General features: G+C 48.8%; 19 protein-coding genes. 7 read left to right on the top strand and 12 right to left on the bottom strand.

Annotation, left to right across the window (positions count from 1 at the left end):
* Position 1 precedes the first annotated feature (1 nt).
* Complete coding sequence (locus MHM89_RS15630; RefSeq protein WP_239409177.1) at positions 2–835, bottom strand: MipA/OmpV family protein; 834 nt, start codon at positions 833–835, stop codon at positions 2–4.
* A gap of 131 nt (positions 836–966) precedes the next feature.
* The gene (gene ilvY, locus MHM89_RS15635) at positions 967–1,851 is read right to left on the bottom strand and encodes an HTH-type transcriptional activator IlvY (RefSeq protein WP_239409178.1); all 885 of its coding nucleotides are present in this window, start codon (positions 1,849–1,851) and stop codon (positions 967–969) included.
* Between the two features lie 132 nt (positions 1,852–1,983).
* On the opposite strand from ilvY, the gene ilvC reads away from it, so the two are divergent.
* From ilvC to MHM89_RS15655, 4 genes are all read left to right on the top strand, one after another.
* Complete coding sequence (ilvC, locus tag MHM89_RS15640; RefSeq protein ID WP_130147365.1) at positions 1,984–3,456, top strand: ketol-acid reductoisomerase; 1,473 nt, start codon at positions 1,984–1,986, stop codon at positions 3,454–3,456.
* A gap of 103 nt (positions 3,457–3,559) precedes the next feature.
* A complete protein-coding gene (locus MHM89_RS15645) occupies positions 3,560–5,473 on the top strand; it encodes a methyl-accepting chemotaxis protein (protein WP_239409179.1) in 1,914 nt (637 codons plus the stop codon).
* A 104-nt stretch (positions 5,474–5,577) separates the two neighbouring features.
* Complete coding sequence (locus MHM89_RS15650; RefSeq protein ID WP_239409180.1) at positions 5,578–6,747, top strand: tetratricopeptide repeat protein; 1,170 nt, start codon at positions 5,578–5,580, stop codon at positions 6,745–6,747.
* Positions 6,744–7,619, top strand: coding sequence for a M28 family peptidase (locus MHM89_RS15655; RefSeq protein WP_239409181.1), 876 nt, complete (start codon positions 6,744–6,746; stop codon positions 7,617–7,619). Before MHM89_RS15650 ends, MHM89_RS15655 begins: the two co-directional genes overlap by 4 nt.
* On the opposite strand, the gene MHM89_RS15660 is transcribed toward MHM89_RS15655, so the two are convergent.
* The gene (locus MHM89_RS15660; protein WP_022945735.1) at positions 7,588–7,935 is read right to left on the bottom strand and encodes a GIY-YIG nuclease family protein; all 348 of its coding nucleotides are present in this window, start codon (positions 7,933–7,935) and stop codon (positions 7,588–7,590) included. The two genes, MHM89_RS15655 and MHM89_RS15660, sit on opposite strands and share 32 nt — an antisense overlap.
* A gap of 69 nt (positions 7,936–8,004) precedes the next feature.
* Between MHM89_RS15660 and bamE the strand changes: the two genes are divergently transcribed.
* Positions 8,005–8,367 (top strand): outer membrane protein assembly factor BamE, encoded by a 363-nt coding sequence (gene bamE / locus MHM89_RS15665; RefSeq protein ID WP_022945736.1) that lies wholly within the window; start codon positions 8,005–8,007, stop codon positions 8,365–8,367.
* Positions 8,368–8,444: 77 nt separating this feature from the next.
* Here the strand turns inward: bamE and MHM89_RS15670 are convergent, their stop codons facing one another.
* The 3 genes from MHM89_RS15670 to MHM89_RS15680 are packed head-to-tail and all read right to left on the bottom strand — an operon-like array spanning position 8,445 to position 9,746.
* A complete protein-coding gene (locus MHM89_RS15670) occupies positions 8,445–9,005 on the bottom strand; it encodes a YdcF family protein (RefSeq protein WP_239409182.1) in 561 nt (186 codons plus the stop codon).
* Positions 8,986–9,306, bottom strand: a complete 321-nt coding sequence (locus MHM89_RS15675) for an RnfH family protein (RefSeq protein ID WP_022945738.1) — start codon at positions 9,304–9,306, stop codon at positions 8,986–8,988. Before MHM89_RS15675 ends, MHM89_RS15670 begins: the two co-directional genes overlap by 20 nt.
* Positions 9,303–9,746 (bottom strand): type II toxin-antitoxin system RatA family toxin, encoded by a 444-nt coding sequence (locus tag MHM89_RS15680; protein WP_022945739.1) that lies wholly within the window; start codon positions 9,744–9,746, stop codon positions 9,303–9,305. The genes MHM89_RS15675 and MHM89_RS15680 overlap by 4 nt, the downstream gene beginning before the upstream one ends.
* A gap of 147 nt (positions 9,747–9,893) precedes the next feature.
* On the opposite strand from MHM89_RS15680, the gene smpB reads away from it, so the two are divergent.
* Both smpB and MHM89_RS15690 read left to right on the top strand, forming a co-directional pair.
* Positions 9,894–10,376, top strand: a complete 483-nt coding sequence (gene smpB, locus MHM89_RS15685) for an SsrA-binding protein SmpB (RefSeq protein ID WP_239409183.1) — start codon at positions 9,894–9,896, stop codon at positions 10,374–10,376.
* 400 nt (positions 10,377–10,776) lie between these two features.
* On the top strand, positions 10,777–13,377 hold the full coding sequence (locus MHM89_RS15690) for a TonB-dependent receptor (RefSeq protein WP_239409184.1): 2,601 nt from the start codon (positions 10,777–10,779) through the stop codon (positions 13,375–13,377).
* A 55-nt stretch (positions 13,378–13,432) separates the two neighbouring features.
* Here MHM89_RS15690 and MHM89_RS15695 read toward each other — a convergent pair whose 3' ends face one another.
* The 6 genes from MHM89_RS15695 to prmB form a co-directional block, all read right to left on the bottom strand.
* Positions 13,433–14,989, bottom strand: coding sequence for an AbgT family transporter (locus tag MHM89_RS15695; RefSeq protein ID WP_045978180.1), 1,557 nt, complete (start codon positions 14,987–14,989; stop codon positions 13,433–13,435).
* Between the two features lie 143 nt (positions 14,990–15,132).
* The gene (locus tag MHM89_RS15700; protein ID WP_022945743.1) at positions 15,133–15,411 is read right to left on the bottom strand and encodes a YfcL family protein; all 279 of its coding nucleotides are present in this window, start codon (positions 15,409–15,411) and stop codon (positions 15,133–15,135) included.
* 2 nt (positions 15,412–15,413) lie between these two features.
* Complete coding sequence (locus tag MHM89_RS15705; RefSeq protein WP_045978181.1) at positions 15,414–16,541, bottom strand: ATP-NAD kinase family protein; 1,128 nt, start codon at positions 16,539–16,541, stop codon at positions 15,414–15,416.
* Positions 16,531–17,085, bottom strand: coding sequence for an elongation factor P hydroxylase (locus MHM89_RS15710; RefSeq protein ID WP_239409185.1), 555 nt, complete (start codon positions 17,083–17,085; stop codon positions 16,531–16,533). Before MHM89_RS15710 ends, MHM89_RS15705 begins: the two co-directional genes overlap by 11 nt.
* Before the next feature lie 88 nt (positions 17,086–17,173).
* Entirely contained in the window at positions 17,174–18,271 is a 1,098-nt protein-coding gene (aroC, locus tag MHM89_RS15715) for a chorismate synthase (RefSeq protein ID WP_022945746.1), read from the bottom strand.
* Between the two features lie 42 nt (positions 18,272–18,313).
* Complete coding sequence (gene prmB / locus MHM89_RS15720) at positions 18,314–19,249, bottom strand: 50S ribosomal protein L3 N(5)-glutamine methyltransferase (RefSeq protein WP_138588745.1); 936 nt, start codon at positions 19,247–19,249, stop codon at positions 18,314–18,316.
* Between the last annotated feature and the right edge of the window lie 8 nt (positions 19,250–19,257).

Below are 19,257 nucleotides of genomic sequence, written 5' to 3' on the forward strand. Positions count from 1 at the left end.
ATTAAAACACGTGCTTGAGGCCAATAAAGGCCGTTACTGCGCTCGACTCCTCAAACAAGGGACTATCGCTGGCTAGGCTATGGTAGTCAATATAACCCACATGAAAGCGCAGCGCATTGCGCTTATTCAATATAAAGCTGACATCAATGTTGGCATAGGGCTGTAAAGTGCTGCCTAGGCTCAACGCATCTAGCCCGGTCACCTCTTGCTGTTGTAGGCCATAAAAGTAGGTATTCATTTCTGCATTAGCGTACTTGATACCCACCGTCGGTTCGACGACCCACCGCTGCATACGATAACTGTTACGCCAACTAATATCCGCGCGCCAACCATTATAGACACTGGTGGTATCCGCCAGCGCATTAACGGTGACTTGCCCGGCGCTGGAAAAGTAATGGTACTCCAAGCCTACATCTAATGCCCACTGACGCTTTCGTACATCGTGAATATCAACGACCCGTGGGCCATCCATCTCCATACTAGCGAAAGAATTCCCTTGTAAAGCGAAGACGCGGCTCGGGTGCCAATCAACAAAAAAACGGGTTTCAGGGTTAAATTCAGTGACGACACTAAGCACATGTTCGGAGTGTTCAACAAAGGTGTAGCCTAGTTGCGCATTGTCAAAATACCAAGACTCGCCATAGTATGCGATATCGGGGATAAGTATTAACGGCAGATTATCACCACCATGAAGTGGATTGGTCATGCTGCCGTAGCCGATGTTAGCGCCTACATGCCACTGATTTAGCGCGACTTCCTCACCTCGTGCCGACAGCGCGCTAAACACCGCAGCGATCAGAAACATAGCCAATAGTCGACTGTGCGTGCCAAGCATAGATCACCCCTAAATTAAACGTCTCGACATGCTAGCAACACCCTTTTAACAGATCAGCAATAATTACAATCATTCACAAATTGCGTCCTTTTAATCACGCTTATAGAACCGACAGTGAATGCACTTAGGCATTATTTCAGTTGCGCCGCCAATTGCCAACATGCACCGAGTACTGATTCACTTAAACGGCGCTGTTGCGCGACTAAACCTATTTCAAAGGGCGGTGGCGCATCGTCCACATTTAAGATCTGCACGCTCTGTGCAAATGGGCTATTTTCTAACACCACCTGAGGAATTAGAGCAACACCCAACCCCAAGGATACCATAGAGACCAACGCCTCGTGACCGCTGACTTGCGCATAAATAGGCGGTTGTATACGCCGCTTTCGCCACCAGCTGATTAGTCGGGTACGGTTCTCTCCTTGCTCAGGAATAATAAAAGGCAGTTGCTGCCAAGGAATGGAAGGTGAGTTAGCCACTTGACGACTGATATCGCACGGTGTTTTAGGAGCAATAAATACTAATTGCGACCACCCTAGGCGGCGAAAGGCAATTTGCGCGGGTAACTTCGCCGGTTTAGCGGCGATAGCCACATCTTCATGGTGATCCAACACACGTTCTAGCGCATAGGCAGGGTCTCCGGTATGCAGCTTTACTTCGACGCCGCAATAACGTTCGCGCACAGCACTTAATAACGGGTGTAAAAAACTATACGCGGCACTGACCGAGCAATAAATACTCAGCGCTCCTTGAAGCTCCTTCGCACCATGTAAACTAGCCTTTAGCTGTTGCCACTGCATCAACGTATTTTTCGCGTAGGTGATGAAATGCTCACCGGCATCGCTCAGCGCCACTTGACGATTGTCTCTGATAAACAACTTGGCACCTAACAGCTGCTCTAACTGCTTTATATTACGACTCAGCGTCGGTGCACTGATATAGCAGCGTTCACTGGCACGGCCAAAATGCAAGGTCTCCGCCAAGGCTAAAAAATATTCCAACTGTTTATGATGCATAACACTTTCCATAATTTCATATTATGAAACACAGTAATACAAATATATCATTTTACGCAATATAAAAAGTGGCCTACATTCTCTAGCAATGACTTTTCAAAGTGCAGCAATTTTTTATTCAAGGATTTAACCATGGCAAACTATTTCAATACCCTGTCTCTGCGAGAGCAATTGGCTCAGTTAGGTCAATGCGAATTTATGGACAGCAGTGAGTTCAGCGACGGTGTCGATGCATTAGTAGGTAAGAAGCTCGTGATTGTAGGTTGTGGTGCGCAGGGACTCAACCAAGGCCTTAATCTCCGTGACTCAGGTTTGAACGTAAGCTATGCACTGCGTGATTCTGCTATTGAACAACAACGTCAATCATTTTTAAATGCCAGTGAAAACGGCTTTATCGTCGGGACTTACGAGGAACTGATCCCAGACGCTGATTTAGTGCTTAACCTAACGCCAGATAAGCAACATAGCAACGTCGTGGAAAAGGTCATGCCACTGATGAAACAAGGCGCAACTTTGGCCTATTCTCATGGCTTTAATATCGTTGAGGAAGGTCAACAAATTCGCGATGACATCACCGTGATCATGGTGGCACCGAAATGCCCAGGCTCTGAGGTACGAGAGGAATACAAACGTGGTTTTGGTGTTCCCACACTCATTGCTGTGCACCCAGAAAATGACCCTGAAGGCAAAGGTTTAACACAAGCGAAGGCCTATGCGGCAGGCACCGGAGGCGATCGCGCTGGGGTGCTGCTTTCTTCTTTTGTCGCCGAGGTAAAATCCGACTTAATGGGCGAGCAAACTATTTTGTGTGGCATGTTACAAACCGGTTCACTATTGTGCTTTGATAAAATGGTCGAAAAAGGCATTGACGCTGGTTACGCATCCAAGCTCATCCAATATGGCTGGGAAGTGATCACTGAAGCCCTCAAACATGGTGGCGTTACCAACATGCTCGACCGCTTAAGTAACCCTGCCAAGCTGAAAGCCTTTGCTCTAAGCGAGGAGCTAAAAACGATTATGCGCCCGCTTTATAACAAGCACATGGATGACATTATCAGCGGCGAATTTTCCAAAGGCATGATGGCCGATTGGGCCGAAGACGACACTAAATTACTTAATTGGCGCGAGCAAACAGCGCAATCCGCCTTTGAAAAACAACAAAATAGTGACGTGGAAATAGCTGAACAAGAGTTTTTCGACAACGGGATTTTAATGGTTGCCATGGTGAAAGCCGGCGTAGAGCTGGCGTTCGAAACGATGACTGCAGCGGGTATCAAAGCAGAGTCTGCGTATTATGAGTCACTGCACGAAACACCATTGATAGCCAACACCATTGCACGGAAGAAGCTCTACGAAATGAACCGCACTATCTCTGATACGGCAGAGTATGGCTGCTACCTATACAACCATGCTTGCTTGCCATTACTGCAACCCTTTATGGCGAATATTGACACCGACGTCATCGGTCGAGGCCTAGATAGCCAAGATTTAGGCGTTGATAACCAAGCGCTGATCCAAGTCAATGATGCACTGCGCGCTCACCCGGTCGAGCAAGTTGGTGGTGTACTGCGAGGCTATATGTCGGCCATGAAGAAAATTGTATAACCCTTTCGCTTGTTAGAAGCCAAGCCCAGCTGCTTTGCACTGGGCTTTTTTTATTGCAGCGGGTAGAATTATCTTAACCTACTTATTGTTGCCCTAAAGTTGTATGAAGCTAGCTCAACTCACAATTCGCCAAAAAGTCACGCTACTGGCCTCGTTTATTGCCATCGTAGTGGCGGCCATTATTGGCTCCATTTCACTGTATAGTGCTAAACAGGCTATTGCCGAGCGCATGCTCCACTCCGAGTTACCCGCTAAAGTAGAAGCCATTAATAACCATATCAGTAACGAGATTAACACCCTGCTCAATGCCAGTGAGCAGCTAGCTAGCAGCGCTATGGTGGCGCGTTGGGCGCAAACCCAAGGACGCGCCGATGACGCCCTGCTGATTCAGCAGTTGCAACAAGTCGCACAACAATATGATTTAGCCACTGCCTCTTGGGCTAACCGCAATAGCGGCGAATACTGGAATCAAGACGGCTTTTTACGCGTCCTCACTGCTGAGCAAGACGGTTGGTTTTTTGCTTTTAAAGACAGCGCACAGCCCCGCTCCATCAGCATTTATCAAGAAGCCCCAGGGGACGTGAAAATGTTCGTCAATTACCAGCAAGTGGGCGGACTTGGACTGTCTGGCCTAGCGAAAAGTATTGATGACATGCAGCAGATGCTCGAGCGCTTCACAATCGAAAAGTCTGGCTTTGTGTATGTAGTTAACAGCCAAGGCTTAGTGCAGCTGCACCCTGACGCAGCACTGGTCGCCAAAGCCACACTAGAAGATATCTATCAACAACCGGTAAGCACAGCGCTACTGGGCAATGAGTTTGCGATCACTGAACTCAACCTGCACCAAAGTGACTACTTTGTTGCCGCCAGCCCTATCACTAATACCGATTTGTACGTTATTGCCCAAGTCCCTGCGGATGAAGTCTTTGCCAGTGTCAATGCGCTAATGTGGCAGATTGTTATGATTTCCATCGTCGTTGCAGCGTTAATGTGTGTGGCTGGGTTTGTATTAGCAACGAATATTACTGCCCCCATTAAAGACATCGCTCGACGCTTTATTGAGCTTGGGCAAGGGCAAGCACGCTTGGATCATCGCTTTGATACCCTGCGTCAACCCGAGCTGCGCGAGCTCACCAGCGGATTTAATGAGTTTTTATCGAAAATAGACAATGCGATTAAAGCGGTCGCACAGCAAAGCCAGCAGGTCGGCCACAGCGCTAGCGAGTTGCGCCAGCAAGCCGGTGCTCAAGCCAGTTCGCTAGAGGAACAAAAGCAGCAAACAATCAGTGTAGCAACGGCTGCAAACCAAATGGAAGCCACGGTTGCAGAGATAGCCAACAACGCCGCTAGTGCAGCCTCGCTCACTGCCGAAGGGCAACAGCATAATGAGTTTAATCGTACCCAGGTAGCCGATGCACTGGCACAAATAAACAGCCTCGCCCAAGGCGTAGAGCAAATGAGCGAAGAGCTGCAAGAGTTAGTCGCCAAAACCTCAGAAATATCCGATGTGGTCAGTGCCATAACGGGAATATCCGAGCAAACTAACTTACTGGCGCTAAACGCAGCGATTGAGTCTGCCCGCGCTGGTGAACACGGCCGAGGCTTTGCCGTTGTCGCTGATGAAGTGCGCGCGCTAGCAAGTAGAACGTCTAGCTCCACGGCACAGATTCAACGCACTATCGATAGCCTTAACGACTCTGCCAACAATATGGTGGCGCGTATGGAGCAAGCCCGTTCAGGCGCGCTGCGCAGTGTTGAAATTATGGAGCAAAGCAGCACCCTGCTAAATGATAACGCCAAAGCTAGCGAACAAATTAACGACATTACCACTATTATTGCCACCGCGACGGAAGAGCAAAGCTCGGTAATGAGTGATGTGAGCCGACAAGTTGAACTGATCAGCAGTGCCAGTGACGCTATCGCCATGCAAAGCGCCGATGTGAAAGCCACAGTCACGACCTTGCACGAATGTGCAGAGCAGCTTGATGCGTTAGTGGCAAGCTTTGATAAGCGCTAACACTCATCATTTGTAACAATTTAGCGCCCTAATGCTTGCCTCTCGGTCTATAATTAATCAATATGTTGTTGATTGTAGACCGAGGTTTTCGGTAGGAGGTAACAATGCGGTGCTTATCTTTACTGGCCTTCATATTGTTGTTGGCAGGCTGTAGCAGTACTGAACAATCACACCTGCCACCGCCGCCGGTGAATTTAACCTACCACCCCGAGCTTCAAGCCTTGCCTGTTGAAAGCATGGACGATATTTTCAACCTCAACAGCGATATGAAAGCACAACTCAATCAAGCCTTCGCTTCGCGTTTTGGTGATTTAAGTGCAACCAAACGCTTAATTATGTTCTTACTCAATAATGGCGATAAGAGTTTGCGTTATCAAAGTGGTGCTACGCTGACTGCTCAGCAGACCTATAACCAGCTCAACGCTAATTGCTTATCCTTGTCTATTTTGGCCTTCAGTATGGCCGAGCACTTAGGCTTAGAAGGTGAATTTCAACGCGTCCATATCCCCGAATATTGGGCCCTCGACAAAGGCTACAACCTGCTCACCGGCCATATCAACTTAAAATTACGCATGCCAAAAGTGCGCCGCAGCGATGTCATTAACCTTTATGACAACCAAGGCGCTATGCTGGTTGACTTTGCGCCAGATATCTCCGGTGACAACTTCAAAACCACAACCATCAGCAAAGAGCGTGTAGCAGCAATGTTTTATAACAATAAAGGGGCGGCGGCGTTGGTAAATAACAAGCGTAACGAGGCGTTCAGTTATTTCCTGGCGGCTACACAGATGGACCCAAGCTACTCTGGTGGGTGGGGTAATCTCGGTATCTTATTTCGGGTGATCGAGGATTATCAGCGCGCCGAACAAGCGTATGACTATGCCTTATTAGCCGATGCGAACAATAATACAGCAGCGGGTAATTTAGCCATTTTGTATCAACTTACTGGGCGTCAGCAACAGGCTCAAGAAATTGAAACCGCGTTGGCAAATAAACGCAAAACTAACCCTTATTACCAAGTGGCCCTTGGCAATGAAGACATTGTAAAGAAAAAATATAGCCAAGCTTTAGCGCATTTCCGCAAGGCCCGTGAGTTAGACGGACGCATGCATGAGAGCTACTTTGGACTGGCGCGTACCTATTACCTTATGGGCGATATCAAAGCCGCACGCAAGCACCTCACAATGGCACATCAGCGCGCGCAGTTTAAGTATGATAAAGAACGCTATCGCGGTAAGCTGGCAGCGCTGAATTTAGTTGCCAGTAATCGATGAGCAAATACACATGGCTTATTTTGATGTTGTCGCTGAGCTCTGGCGCTTCAGCGACAAACTGGCAAGATGATATCGCCTATTTATCTAGCCCGGCATTAGCGGGACGAAAAACAGGCTCAGCGCCGAGTAAGCTCGCTCAACAGTATATTGTTCAGCGTCTCACCGAGCTAGGTTATCGCACTGAGCGCGCTGGCTTCTCTTTTACAAGTGGTTTTTTTGCCAACACTCAAGGCATTAACATCTTTACCAGCGAATGCCAAACCCGCTGTTTAGTGATCAGTGCTCATTATGATCATCTCGGCCGCCATGGTCAGCGCTACTATCCAGGAGCCAACGATAATGCCTCAGGAGTCGCTGCCCTGCTGTACTTAGCGCAGCAACTGCAAGCCATGAAAGAGCAAATTATTTTTGTCGCCTTTGATGGCGAGGAGCAAGGCCTGCATGGGGCCAAGCATTTTGTCGAAACTCAGCCTGCGCAGCGCCTGTATACAAACTTAAACCTCGACATGCTGAATTTAACCAACGCTCGCAGCAGATTGTTCGTATACGCGCCACATAAAATGTGTGCAGCGGCAAAGCAAAGCTTAATCAACAGCCCAGTAAAACTCAGTGTAGTGCGCTCGGGAAGAAGCATTAATCGTCGCTTGGGGAAAAACATCACCGATTGGCGCCGGGCCAGTGATCACTATGCCTTTTTGCGCCGAGGGATTGCGGCAATATTTATAACCGCAGCAGAAGATAAGCATTACCACAGCCCTGAAGATACCTTCGAGCATATCAACAAAGCGCGTTATCAAGCTACACTGCCCATGCTAGCGCAGTTTAGTCGCGCTCTACTCACTAGGCAGTGTCAGGCTGTAGCGCATCCATAATAGCCGCCGCATAATTATCGGTAGTGGCGATAAAATGGGCTTTCGTTGCGCGACGCATTTTTTTTACTTGCCATTCTAGCTTACAGGCGTCACTGCGTGAGCCAACTGGAGTCGCAAAAATGAGTGATAACGGTCCTTTGCCACGTAAATTCTTAGCCCCTTTACCCTGCTGATGAGCCTCAAAGCGCTTTACAACGTCGTTACTTACGCCTGTGTACCAATGGTTATGACGTGTCTGTACGATATATAACCACCACCACTGATGACTTTCACTTTCTATAAAACTATTTGCCTTCGCGGCGGTCTGATGTAGCATTTGACGCTTTACCTTCAGTGCACAATAGGTATCATGCTAACAATAATTAATAAGGACTGATAAACGAACATGCAGTGGTTAAAACCGTATTCGCTGGCCGTAGCCGTAGTTTTGTCATGCAGTATTCTAAGCGCATGCTCTAGTTGGGTCTACCGCATTAACATTCCCCAAGGGAACTTTTTAGAGCAATCTGACGTGGATCAGCTTCGCGTTAATATGACCCGCGAGCAAGTGTTGTTCGTGTTGGGTAAACCAGTTGCCGAAGATGCGTTCGACGACGACACTTGGCACTATCTATATGTATTTAACTTGGGCCGTAAAAACGAACAACGCAAGCAGCTTACGCTTGAGTTTGAAGACCAAAAACTCGCCCGAGTTATCTCTGACGACTACGAGCAACCAGAACAATTTAACACTCCTTTGGAGCAATAAACGCTCATAGGTGATACGTAATAGGCTGACAACTTGGACTCTTACGTTGTAAAAACGCGGCTTTCATGCCGCGTTTTTTAATTCCCTGCTCGCCAAGCGGCAATGTTACGCAGCTCCCGAGCCATAACCTTTCGTTCATGGGCCAGCAATGCCTGATATTGGCTCGCACTCACAGGCGTTTTGCAACCATGGTAAGTTCGTCTGTACTGGCTATATAAAGCGTCAAAAATGCTCGCCACTCGTGCTAGATGAAAACCAGAAGTAACGATGTGTAAGCGAGCCTTTGCATGGCCTGCCAACACTGGCTGACTAAGCAGTGCATCCTCAAAGGTAAAGCGGCTTATAGTTGGCGCAAGCAGTGCCTTGCGCTCGACGCCCTGGGTTATTAAATACTGCTGTTGAAGCGCACTATGAGGCCAGGGTGATTGATTAAAGTGCTCCCCAAAGCCACCCGTGCACAGCACATGCGTCTGACCTTGGCTATTTAAACGATGATAGAGCTTAGCCGCATACTCTCCCCGGGCTCGAGCAATGTCACTCAGTTGCCCGAAGCGGTCATTCGGTGCTCCGAGCACAACCACCACGGCGCGAGAAAGTCCGCTATCAGCGCTTTGCGCGCTATTCTTTGACTTTACCACCGGTCACTTTATTGGCGCGCCCCTCTTCTTTGGCTTTCTCCGCACGACGACGGCGAGCCTCTTTGGGGTCAGCAATAAGTGGGCGATAGATTTCTACCCGGTCACCTTGTTTGAGCTCAGTATCAAGCTTGCAGGTGCGGTTCCACACCCCTAAAGTTAAGTTCGCCATGTCAATCTCAGGGCACTTGTCAACGATGCCTGACTTCAGCACGGCTTCTTCTGCGGTACTGCCCTTAGGGATCTCCACCCGTAAGGTGGTGGCTTTGTCCGGCAGTGCAAACACGACCTCGACTTCAATCATGCCCGCTCCCCATAAACGACCTTGGCCCGTTGGGTAAACGCTTTTACCATATTTTTAGCTACATCATTGAAAATACGACCAAAGGCCATTTCTACTAGCTTGCTCGCGAACTCAAACTCTAATTTCAGGCTGACCTTACAAGCATGCTCATCAAGAGGCTTAAAATGCCAATGACCATGTAAGTGCTTAAAAGGGCCATCCACCAGCTGTAAGGCAATGGTATATGCTTGCTCATCGAGCTTGTTTTCTGTAGTAAACCACTTTTTTAAACCGGCCTTGGAAATTTCCAGACCGGCACGCATGGTATTGTCTCCCTGAGCAAAGACTTTGGAGTCGCTACAATGGGGCAAAAACTGCGGGTACGCGTCGACATCATTCACTAAGTCGAACATTTCTTGGCTGCTGTACATGACCAGCGCTGACTTTTCTATCTGGGGCATAACCTCTCCTCACAATAGCCGCAATTCTAGCAAGCTTTCTTAAGCGCCCCAAGTACCCTGTGCAAAACCAGAAAACTCACTTTATTCATTGAGCGCTAAGCAAAAAAATGATGTAAATACACAGACAATCAGTATAATGGCGACGTTATGGCAAAGAAAAAAACCGCAAAATCGACCTCAAATACCATCGCGCTAAATAAAAAAGCGCGCCATGAGTATTTTTTACACGATAAATTCGAAGCTGGCGTTGAACTACAAGGCTGGGAAGTAAAGAGTATCCGTGCCGGTAAGGTCAATATCTCGGAAACGTATATTCATATTAAAAACGGTGAAGCGTTTTTATTGGGGAGTCAAATTCAGCCCCTTAATAGTGCTTCGACACACACAGTGTGTGATCCGATGCGCTATCGCAAGCTGCTATTGAATAAGCGTGAAATTGACCGTCTTATTGGCGCAACCGAACGCGAAGGGTACTCGCTTGTTGCCACCGCTATGTATTGGAGAAAATGCTGGGTGAAACTGGAGTTCCACCTCGCCAAAGGTAAGAAAATGCACGATAAACGTGCTGATACCAAAGATAAAGATTGGGCTCGAGAAAAAGAGCGCACAATGAAACATAAAGTCAGATAAAAGCGAGCTTTAGCTCGCTTTTTTATTACTCAAGAAATCCCTCTTAAATTCAACACCTTACTTATCACCTTCAGTTGGCATTCAGCTAAATCACTGGTCAATAACAAATTTTATTACAAATTACCCCTAATAGGTCATTGCCAAATTCTTGTAAAGAATGTTAATCCTATGTTGTTTGCTTGATTCACGACAGTCACCCTAACTGATTGTTAATCAAAGACGTGTAGACATACTCCATCCCCGTAAGTCGGGAAGCTAAAAGGATTCTCTTGGCGACTCCTCACGCATTGACTGAGTATGCAGCCGTTTGCCCACGCCGATTGGCTTAGGTGTCTCTAGCAAATGTATTTAAGACAACTAAAAGTTTCCCTTTAGGAAACATAACAACAAGGATTTCAGGATGAGAAAGTTTACTCCGTGCACTGTGCGCACTGCCCTAAGCCTCGCTTTAGGCTCTGCTGCGTTATCCCTCCCCTCTGTTGCCAGCGCTAACGAAACCGGTGGTGAAGGTGTAGAACGAATAGAAGTCACTGGCTCGCGTATTAAGCGCACCGATATGGAAGGGCCATCTCCTGTACAAAGTATAGGTAAAGAAGACATTGCCAATATGGGCTACGACAACTTGCAACAATTGCTAGAACGTATGCCTGTAGCCGGTAACGGCACCTTCTCTACTCGCGGCAACAACCAAGACTCAACCGCAAACGGCGGCGCCGCTGTTAGCTTACGGGGGCTAGGACCGGATGCCACTTTGGTGCTTATTAATGGCCGCCGAGTCGCCATCAGCGCCTTCGCCGAGAGCATCACCAATTCTTTTGTCGATATCAACTCGATTCCAGTATCAGCCATTGAACGTATCGATATCCTTAAGGACGGCGCCTCGGCCATTTATGGCTCAGACGCTGTTGCTGGGGTAGTGAACGTAATCTTGAAAAAAGACATTGAAGGGATTGAAATCAACCTTGGCTACGGAGAAACAACCGGCCCCGATTATGATGAAACCACTGCGAGTTTAGTATGGGGCACAACCAGTGATAAAGGCAGTGCGTCGGTGATTCTGGACTATTTCAAGAATACCGGTTTAGAGTCTGCAGAAATGGGTAAACTGGGTACTGCAAACCAAGCGCCTTATGGTGGCATGGATTTTCGTTCATCACGTGGGTTCCCGGGCTACTTTTACGTCAATGGTGAAAAGACTATCGACCCGAACTGTCCACCCGAGAGTGCCACCGCCAGTGGCAGCTGTTTGTTCGACTATGGTCCGTACGGTTTTATCACGCCTCCTGCAGAGCGCGTAGGCGCCATTGCTCAGTTTGATTACAACTTCGATAACGATATCACTGCGTTTTTGGAAATTGCAGCGCAGCACAACACCTCTGAAGCCGGTGGTGCACCAACACCACTTGATGAAGACGCAGGCCTTACCGTTCCGGGCTCCCACCCTAACAACCCGTTCGGACAAGACATTGAAATTGGTCGTTATCGTACTGTTGATGCGGGTCCTCGTCGTTGGGATATCGAGTCTGATACACTGCGCTTTGTAGCTGGCTTGCGCGGTGTTATCAACGACTGGGACTGGGAAGTGGCCGCGCAAAAAGGCCGCTCAAAGTCAGAGCAAACAGGCGATCGATCTATGGGTTGGGTCCGTGTTGACTTCCTACAGCAGGAGATTGATGCCGGTAACTATAACCCCTTCGGCGGTGTCCAAAACGATCCGGCGGTGATTGACCGCATTACCACCAACTTAGTGCGCCGTGGTGAGTCGCATATGACTTCTTTTGACGCCAGTATCAGTGGTGAAGCGTTCGAATTTAACGATGCCATGGTGATGATGGCTGCAGGCCTTGAGTACCGTGAAGAAGATGTCAGCGATGTGCCTGACGATCAATTCCAGCGCGGCCTTATCTTTGGTACTGAATCCGTCTCTGCCGCTGCAGAGCGCGACCAGTGGGCGGCTTATGTGGAGTTTTCCATTCCTCTGCGCGATGACTTAGAGTTGCAATTAGCCGGTCGTCACGATGACTACAGTGATTTTGGCTCCACCACTAACCCTAAGGTTGCCTTGAAATGGGCGCCTAGTGATGAGTTTTCCCTGCGTGGTTCATGGGCACAAGGCTTCCGCGCACCGTCTTTGGCGCAGATCGGCCTAGGCCCATCAGAAGAAAGCCAATTCTTCGTCGATACCTATCGCTGTCAAGCCACCGGACAAGATTGCGATCTACTTGATTACAATATTGAGTTTGCTGGTAACCCAGACTTAGAAGCTGAAGAGTCTGAGTCTTGGAACGTTGGTGCTATTTGGGCACCCACCACCGATTTAGGTATCTCTGTTGATGTCTGGAGCATTGAACAAGATAACAAAATCGACGAGCAAGACTTCGGTATGATTTACAACACGCACTGTAACGATCAAAACAGCACCGTGTGTGTACGCTTGCCACCGGCCAATGGCGAGGCGCTAGGCGTTATTCAAACCGTCAATAGCACCTTTGAGAACGTCTCATCACAAGAAGCGTCAGGGGTTGATTTATCAACCAACTACAGCATGGACCTTGCCGACATGGGACTATTGAAGTTCAACCTTGAATGGTCTTACATGCATGAGTTCAACAAAGATGACCGTGAGTATATTGGCGAGTACGAGTATCCCAAACACCGTGGCTTGTTTAGCACGAACTGGGAATTCAACGACTTCAACGTCAATATGAATATCAGCTATATCGGTTCATTCGAGGACACGCCGGATATCGACTTCGATGGTAACCTGGATTTCGACACCGAGACTTCTCGTGATGTTGCCTCGCAAACCCTCGTCGATATTCAAGGTGCTTATCACATCAATGATGCAGTACGCGTATCTGTGGGTGTGAATAACCTCTTTGACGACGAGCCGCCATTTGCCATTGGCGATGGTGATTCTGACCTTTACGGTTATGTATCGTCTATCCATAACCCCCGTGGACGCTACGTATACACCAACTTAACGTGGCGTTTTAACTAAGCCACTCACACAAAAAAGGCCGCGAATATCGCGGCCTTTTTGCTGGGCTCAACCCTTAACCATAGGTATACGAAGATTGAATACCCAATGGAATATCTAAGCCCCAATAGGCTAGCAAGAAGATGCTCCAGCCAATCAAAAAGGCGATAGAGTAAGGCAACATCATCGCTATCAGCGTACCTATACCGGTATTTTTCACATACTTTTGGCAATACACCACCACCAGCGGGAAGTAAGGCATCAATGGCGTAATAATGTTTGAGCTTGAATCACCAACACGATAAGCAGCCTGAGTTAAATCAGGAGAGATATTCAGCTGCATTAACATTGGTACAAAGATAGGCCCAAGTAGTGCCCATTTCGCCGAGCTTGAGCCGACAAACAAGTTTACAAAGCCAGTTAAAAAGATAATACCGACAATAGTCACGCCACTTGGCAAGGACAAGGCTTTCAACACTGCTGCGCCCTCAATCGCCAGTAATGCACCCAGATTAGACTGTGCGAATGCGGCAATAAATAGCGCACAGAAGAACGCCATCACCACATAATAAGCCATCCCTTCCATGGCTTTGGTCATCGCCATCACCATGTCTTTTGAGGATTGGAAAGTACCGGCAACAAAGCCATACACCGCCCCTGGGATCCAGAACAATAAGAAAATAAGCGGTACGATGGATTGCATGATTGGTGCGCTAAAATCAGCCAGCTTGCCATTTTCGGCGCGCAGTGGTGAGTCACCTAAACTAGCTACATAGGCTAACAGCGCCAAGCCAGCTAGCATCACGGCAGTGGCAATAAAGAAGGCTTTCTTTTCTTTCGAGGTCGCCGTTTCAAAAGCCGGCAATTCATCGGTGTTACCATCAACCGGAGAGTTCTTTAACCGTGGCTCAATAATCTTGTCGGTGATGTACCACCCCACCAAGACAATGAAGATACTCGACATTGAGGTAAAGTAGTAATTGTTAAGCGGGTTGATTTCCATTGTTGGGTTAATGATCTGCGCCGCACTTTGGGTAAAGCTTTGTAATAGCGGGTCGATACCTGAGGGAATAAAGTTAGCACTAAAACCACCGCTCACACCGGCAAATGCCGCTGCGATACCCGCCAATGGGTGACGCCCCATGGCGTAGAAAATAACCCCGGCAAGTGGGATCACTAATACATAGCCGGCGTCTGTCGCGGTATGCGACACAATACCGACCAAAATAATCATCGGTGTAAGTAAGGCTTGCGGAGTGCGTTTAAGCATCAGCTTAATGCCGGTATTGATATAACCACTGTGCTCAGCAACGCCAACACCAAGCATCGCCACCAGCACCACACCTAGTGGCGCAAAGCCGGTGAAGGTCTTCACCATCGAGGCGAGAAAGCCCGCTAACGCATCGCCGGTGAGTAGGTTATTAACCACAATAGGCGCATTAGTGCGCGGGTCAATGACATCAAAGGTAACGCCTGAGAATACCCAAGAAAGCACCCAGATCAGTAACATAGAGAACAAGAAAATCATTGCCGGATCGGGCAACTTGTTCCCCACATGCTCAATAGTATTTAAAAAGCGCGCGATAGCGCCAGTTGGTGCAGCTCCTTGCTGGCCACCGTTATTATTATTCATTATCACTCCTTAGCTAAAGCGAGTGCGTGAACATCCGCCACGCAATTTCCACTGTGCAGACTACTGCAAAATGCCCATAAAGGCTATATAGACAAAAACACCAGCTAGCTGGTGTTTTTAGGTATTCGTGTAACGCAATGGGGCTAGTTGGCAAGCGCCTTAACTTGCTCCCAAATCACCACCACATGATCTCGGTCGGTGTCATCCAGCTCACCATTTTGATAGGCCTTTACCAAGCTTTCTTCCACCTGTTGGTTGAGCTCATCTGGGGTTAACGGCAAGTTCTCAACCTGCGCATAACCGACAGCCAAATCAAAGTGACCGCGCAGATAACCGCCCGCGAAGAGCTGATCGTCATCGGCATTATCAACCAAATCATCAAAAAACTGCTGTGCCGCATCGACATACTGTGTGTAAGGCATTACTACTCCTCAAAGTGGCCCACGGCGTAGAGCACATGGTCATTAAAGCCTGTGGTTATTTGTATATAACCGGATAATTCGTCGTCTAGTTCGCTGTCGCCGGTATCACAAACCAATGGCCGCCCTTGCAGCGCTTGCAATTTGCTTTTCGTAGCAACAACGATGATATTGTCTTTTCCTATAGCGCGAATAAGCGCTGGGCTCAGTTGCTGGTTACCTCTGCCGAATAAATGTCCTTGGCCACCAATGAGGGTAATAACCAGTTTGGTTGGCGCCTGCTCGACAGCACTGAGCAACTGCTGCGCGGTCATGTCCTGCCCTATCAACGCTTGATCTTGAACTAAGTCCACCCCTAGCAAGGTGTTCTCTAGGCCCATTTCTTCCATGACGGCCGCAACCGTAGAACCGGAGCCCATAATGTACTGGTATTGTTCATCCATCTCGCTGACCACAAAGGCCGCGATGTCAGCAAGCACTAACTCATCGACTTCTTTACCGCCGGCATTTTTCACTGCTTGCACATAGCGTAACTCGCTGGGAACGCGCAGCTCGCCGTAACGTTTGGCGCGCACTGCACCTTGGCGAAAAGCCTGCTCATCAATGTCCATAACATCACTTTCGCTGAGGGTCACCAGCTCGCCTTTAACCAGCATTTCAACCACCCTACCCGCCGCTTTTGGGGTAATGGCATACACGCCTGAGTGAATTTTACAGCCCGCAGGAATGCCCAGCGCCGGCAGTGCATCATCAATGGCATGACAGATATTTCTGGCGGTGCCATCGCCTCCGGCAAACAATAATAAATCCACACCTATAGCCTGTAGCGCTTTTGCCGCCAGCTCAGTGTCTTGAGCCGTGGTTGAGCGCTCACTGTGATACACCACTTCAACGTCAAAGCCGAGCTCTTTGGCGACTTGTTCACCCATGGAATCATTGACAGTGTAAATACACAGTTGCTCGCGATAAGCGAGAAGCTGCTCTAGGGCCGCACGGGTACGTAGGTTCGCTTTCGGCTCGGCGCCAAGGGCGATGGCTTTGGCTGCCGTTTGCGCACCGTCACTGCCTTTAAGCGCAACGGACCCCCCAAGCCCAGCCAAGGGATTAACAATTAAACCTAGTTTAAAGCGCATCGTGTTGCTCCTGTATACCCCGCCACTGCACCCGCTCTGGCGTCAGTGGGTAAGGTTGCTGATAATGCTGACTCAAGGCTTGCAATAGGCGCTCAGTGCGAGCATTAAAGCCCTGCTCAATAAGCCTGACTAACTTGTCGTACACCCGTTGCTGAAAACGAAATCGGCAGGTTTGCTCGCCACCAAGATTATCCGCTGACACGTTAAAGGGAAAACCCGCCGCCAGAGACAACGCCCATTCAATTGCTTGCGGATGCACTTCCACCTGCTCAAATGCCTGTTGTTGCTCTTTGCTGCGACCATCAGGGCAATACCAGTAACCGTAGTCTTCACGGGTTCTACGCTCAGCACCGGCGACAAGCCAATGAGCAATCTCATGCAGAGCACTTGCGAAAAATCCATGGGCAAAGACAATCCGGTGATAACCGCAATGTTCGTCTGCGGGCAAGTAAATGGGCTCGTCCTCACCGCGCACCAAGCGAGTGGTGTAATCCGCATAAAACGTGCGCTCAAATAGCGCGATTAATTCATCAACGTGGTGCATAACAAAATTGAAAACAAAAACACCGCAGGATTGTACGGATTTTGCGAGGCAAAGTAAAAACGCAGCCCTATTGGCTGCGTCACTTTATTTATTTTTGCCCTGGGATAGGCCCAAACTCATGGGCCACATGGGGGTTTTGCGCCCGTTGACGCAATAGGTGGTCCATCAAGGTAATAGCCATCATCGCCTCGGCAATGGGCACCGCACGAATACCTACGCAAGGGTCATGACGGCCTTTAGTGATCATTTCTACTGCCTCATTACGAGTGTTAATACTCTGCCCCACCACGGTAATGCTTGACGTGGGCTTGAGGGCGATGCTGGCAACGATATCTTGGCCAGTAGAGATGCCCGCTAACACACCGCCAGCATGATTGGAGGTAAAGCCTTGCGGGGTGAGTTCATCGCGACCTTGAGAGCCTTTTTGCTCGACCACGGCAAAGCCATCGCCAATCTCCACCCCTTTAACCGCGTTGATGCTCATCAATGAATGCGCCAATTCCGCATCAAGACGGTCAAACACAGGCTCACCCAAACCTACCGGCACACTTTTAGCCACGACCGTGACCTTTGCGCCGATGGAGTCGCCTTGCTTTTTTAAATCTCGCATATACTCATCAAGGGCATCAATTTGACTGGCATCAGGGAAGAAAAAAGCATTGTTATGCACTTCATTCCAATCATACTGCTGCGCTTTAATAGGCCCTAGTTGCGATAAGCACCCTTGCACCTCGATACCGTGAAATTGTTTCAGGTACTTTTTCGCTATTGCCCCCGCAGCGACGCGAATAGCGGTTTCTCTGGCTGAAGAGCGCCCACCACCACGGTAATCGCGCACGCCATATTTATGCCAATAGCTGTAATCACCATGGCCTGGGCGAAACACATCTTTAATTTTGCTGTAGTCTTTGGAGCGTTGATCGGTGTTTTCAATCACCAGGCCAATACTGGTGCCGGTAGTTTTGCCCTCAAACACCCCAGAGAGAATTTTCACCTCATCCGCCTCTCGGCGCGCCGTAGTGTAGCGGCTTTGCCCCGGTTTGCGCCGGTCTAAGTCGTGTTGTAAGTCAGCCTCATTAAGCTCCAGCCCGGGTGGGCAGCCATCGACCACCCCCCCTAGCGCTGGCCCGTGGCTTTCGCCAAAGGTAGAGAGCTTAAATAGCTGCCCTATACTGTTACCTGCCATGTTCTTTCCTCATTCCAAAAATGGCGTTACCTAATCGCCAACCTAGCTGCCAAAGTGGGCATCTAAATCGGCTTTTGAAATCATAAACACCCCTAAACCACCCTGCTCAAACTCAAGCCATGTGAAGGGTACCTCGGGGTATAGCGCTTCCATGTGTACCATAGAGTTGCCCACCTCAACAAATAATAAACCGTTATCTGTTAGATGCTGAGCTGCATTGGCAAGCAACTGGCGGGTCACATCCAAGCCATCTTCACCCGAAGCCAGCCCTAACTCCGGTTCATGGTGAAACTCTTGAGGTAAATCGCCCATATCCTCAGCATCAACATAAGGCGGGTTAGCAATGATCAAGTCGTACTTTTCTTGGCCTACGCCGCTAAATACATCGGATAAAATCGGTAATACCCTATCTTGCAGTTGATAATCCTGGATATTGATATCTGCCACGGCCAGTGCATCAGGGGAGATGTCCACAGCATCCACCAGCGCATTTTCAAATGCCTGCGCTAAGGCTATGGCGATACAGCCTGAGCCAGTACACATATCGAGTATACGCATTACATTTTCGGGTTCTTGCACCCAAGGTGAAAACCGCTGCGAGATGAGCTCTGCAAACGGTGAGCGCGGCACTAATACCCGCTCATCTACATAAAATGGCATGCCAGCGAAATATGCTTGATTGGTTAGATACGCCACGGGTGTGCGCTCATTAATACGTTTTGCAATCAGCACACTCAAATGCAGCTTTTCAGCTGTGGTTAAACGGCTACTAAGAAGCGTGTTCGGCGCATCCATAGGTAAATGCAGTGCCGGTAATACCAGAGCTACGGCTTCATCCCAAGCATTATCAGTACCATGGCCAAAGAATAAGCCATGACCACTAAACTGACTTGTGGCCCAACGCAGCCAATCATTGATAGTTTCTAAGGTGTGCTCAGCATCTTCGCGCTGGGCGTCGGTTAGCAAAATGTCGCTCATGTTTGTAA

The organism is Pseudoalteromonas sp. CNC9-20, from assembly GCF_022347875.1.
GTDB lineage: Bacteria > Pseudomonadota > Gammaproteobacteria > Enterobacterales > Alteromonadaceae > Pseudoalteromonas > Pseudoalteromonas ruthenica.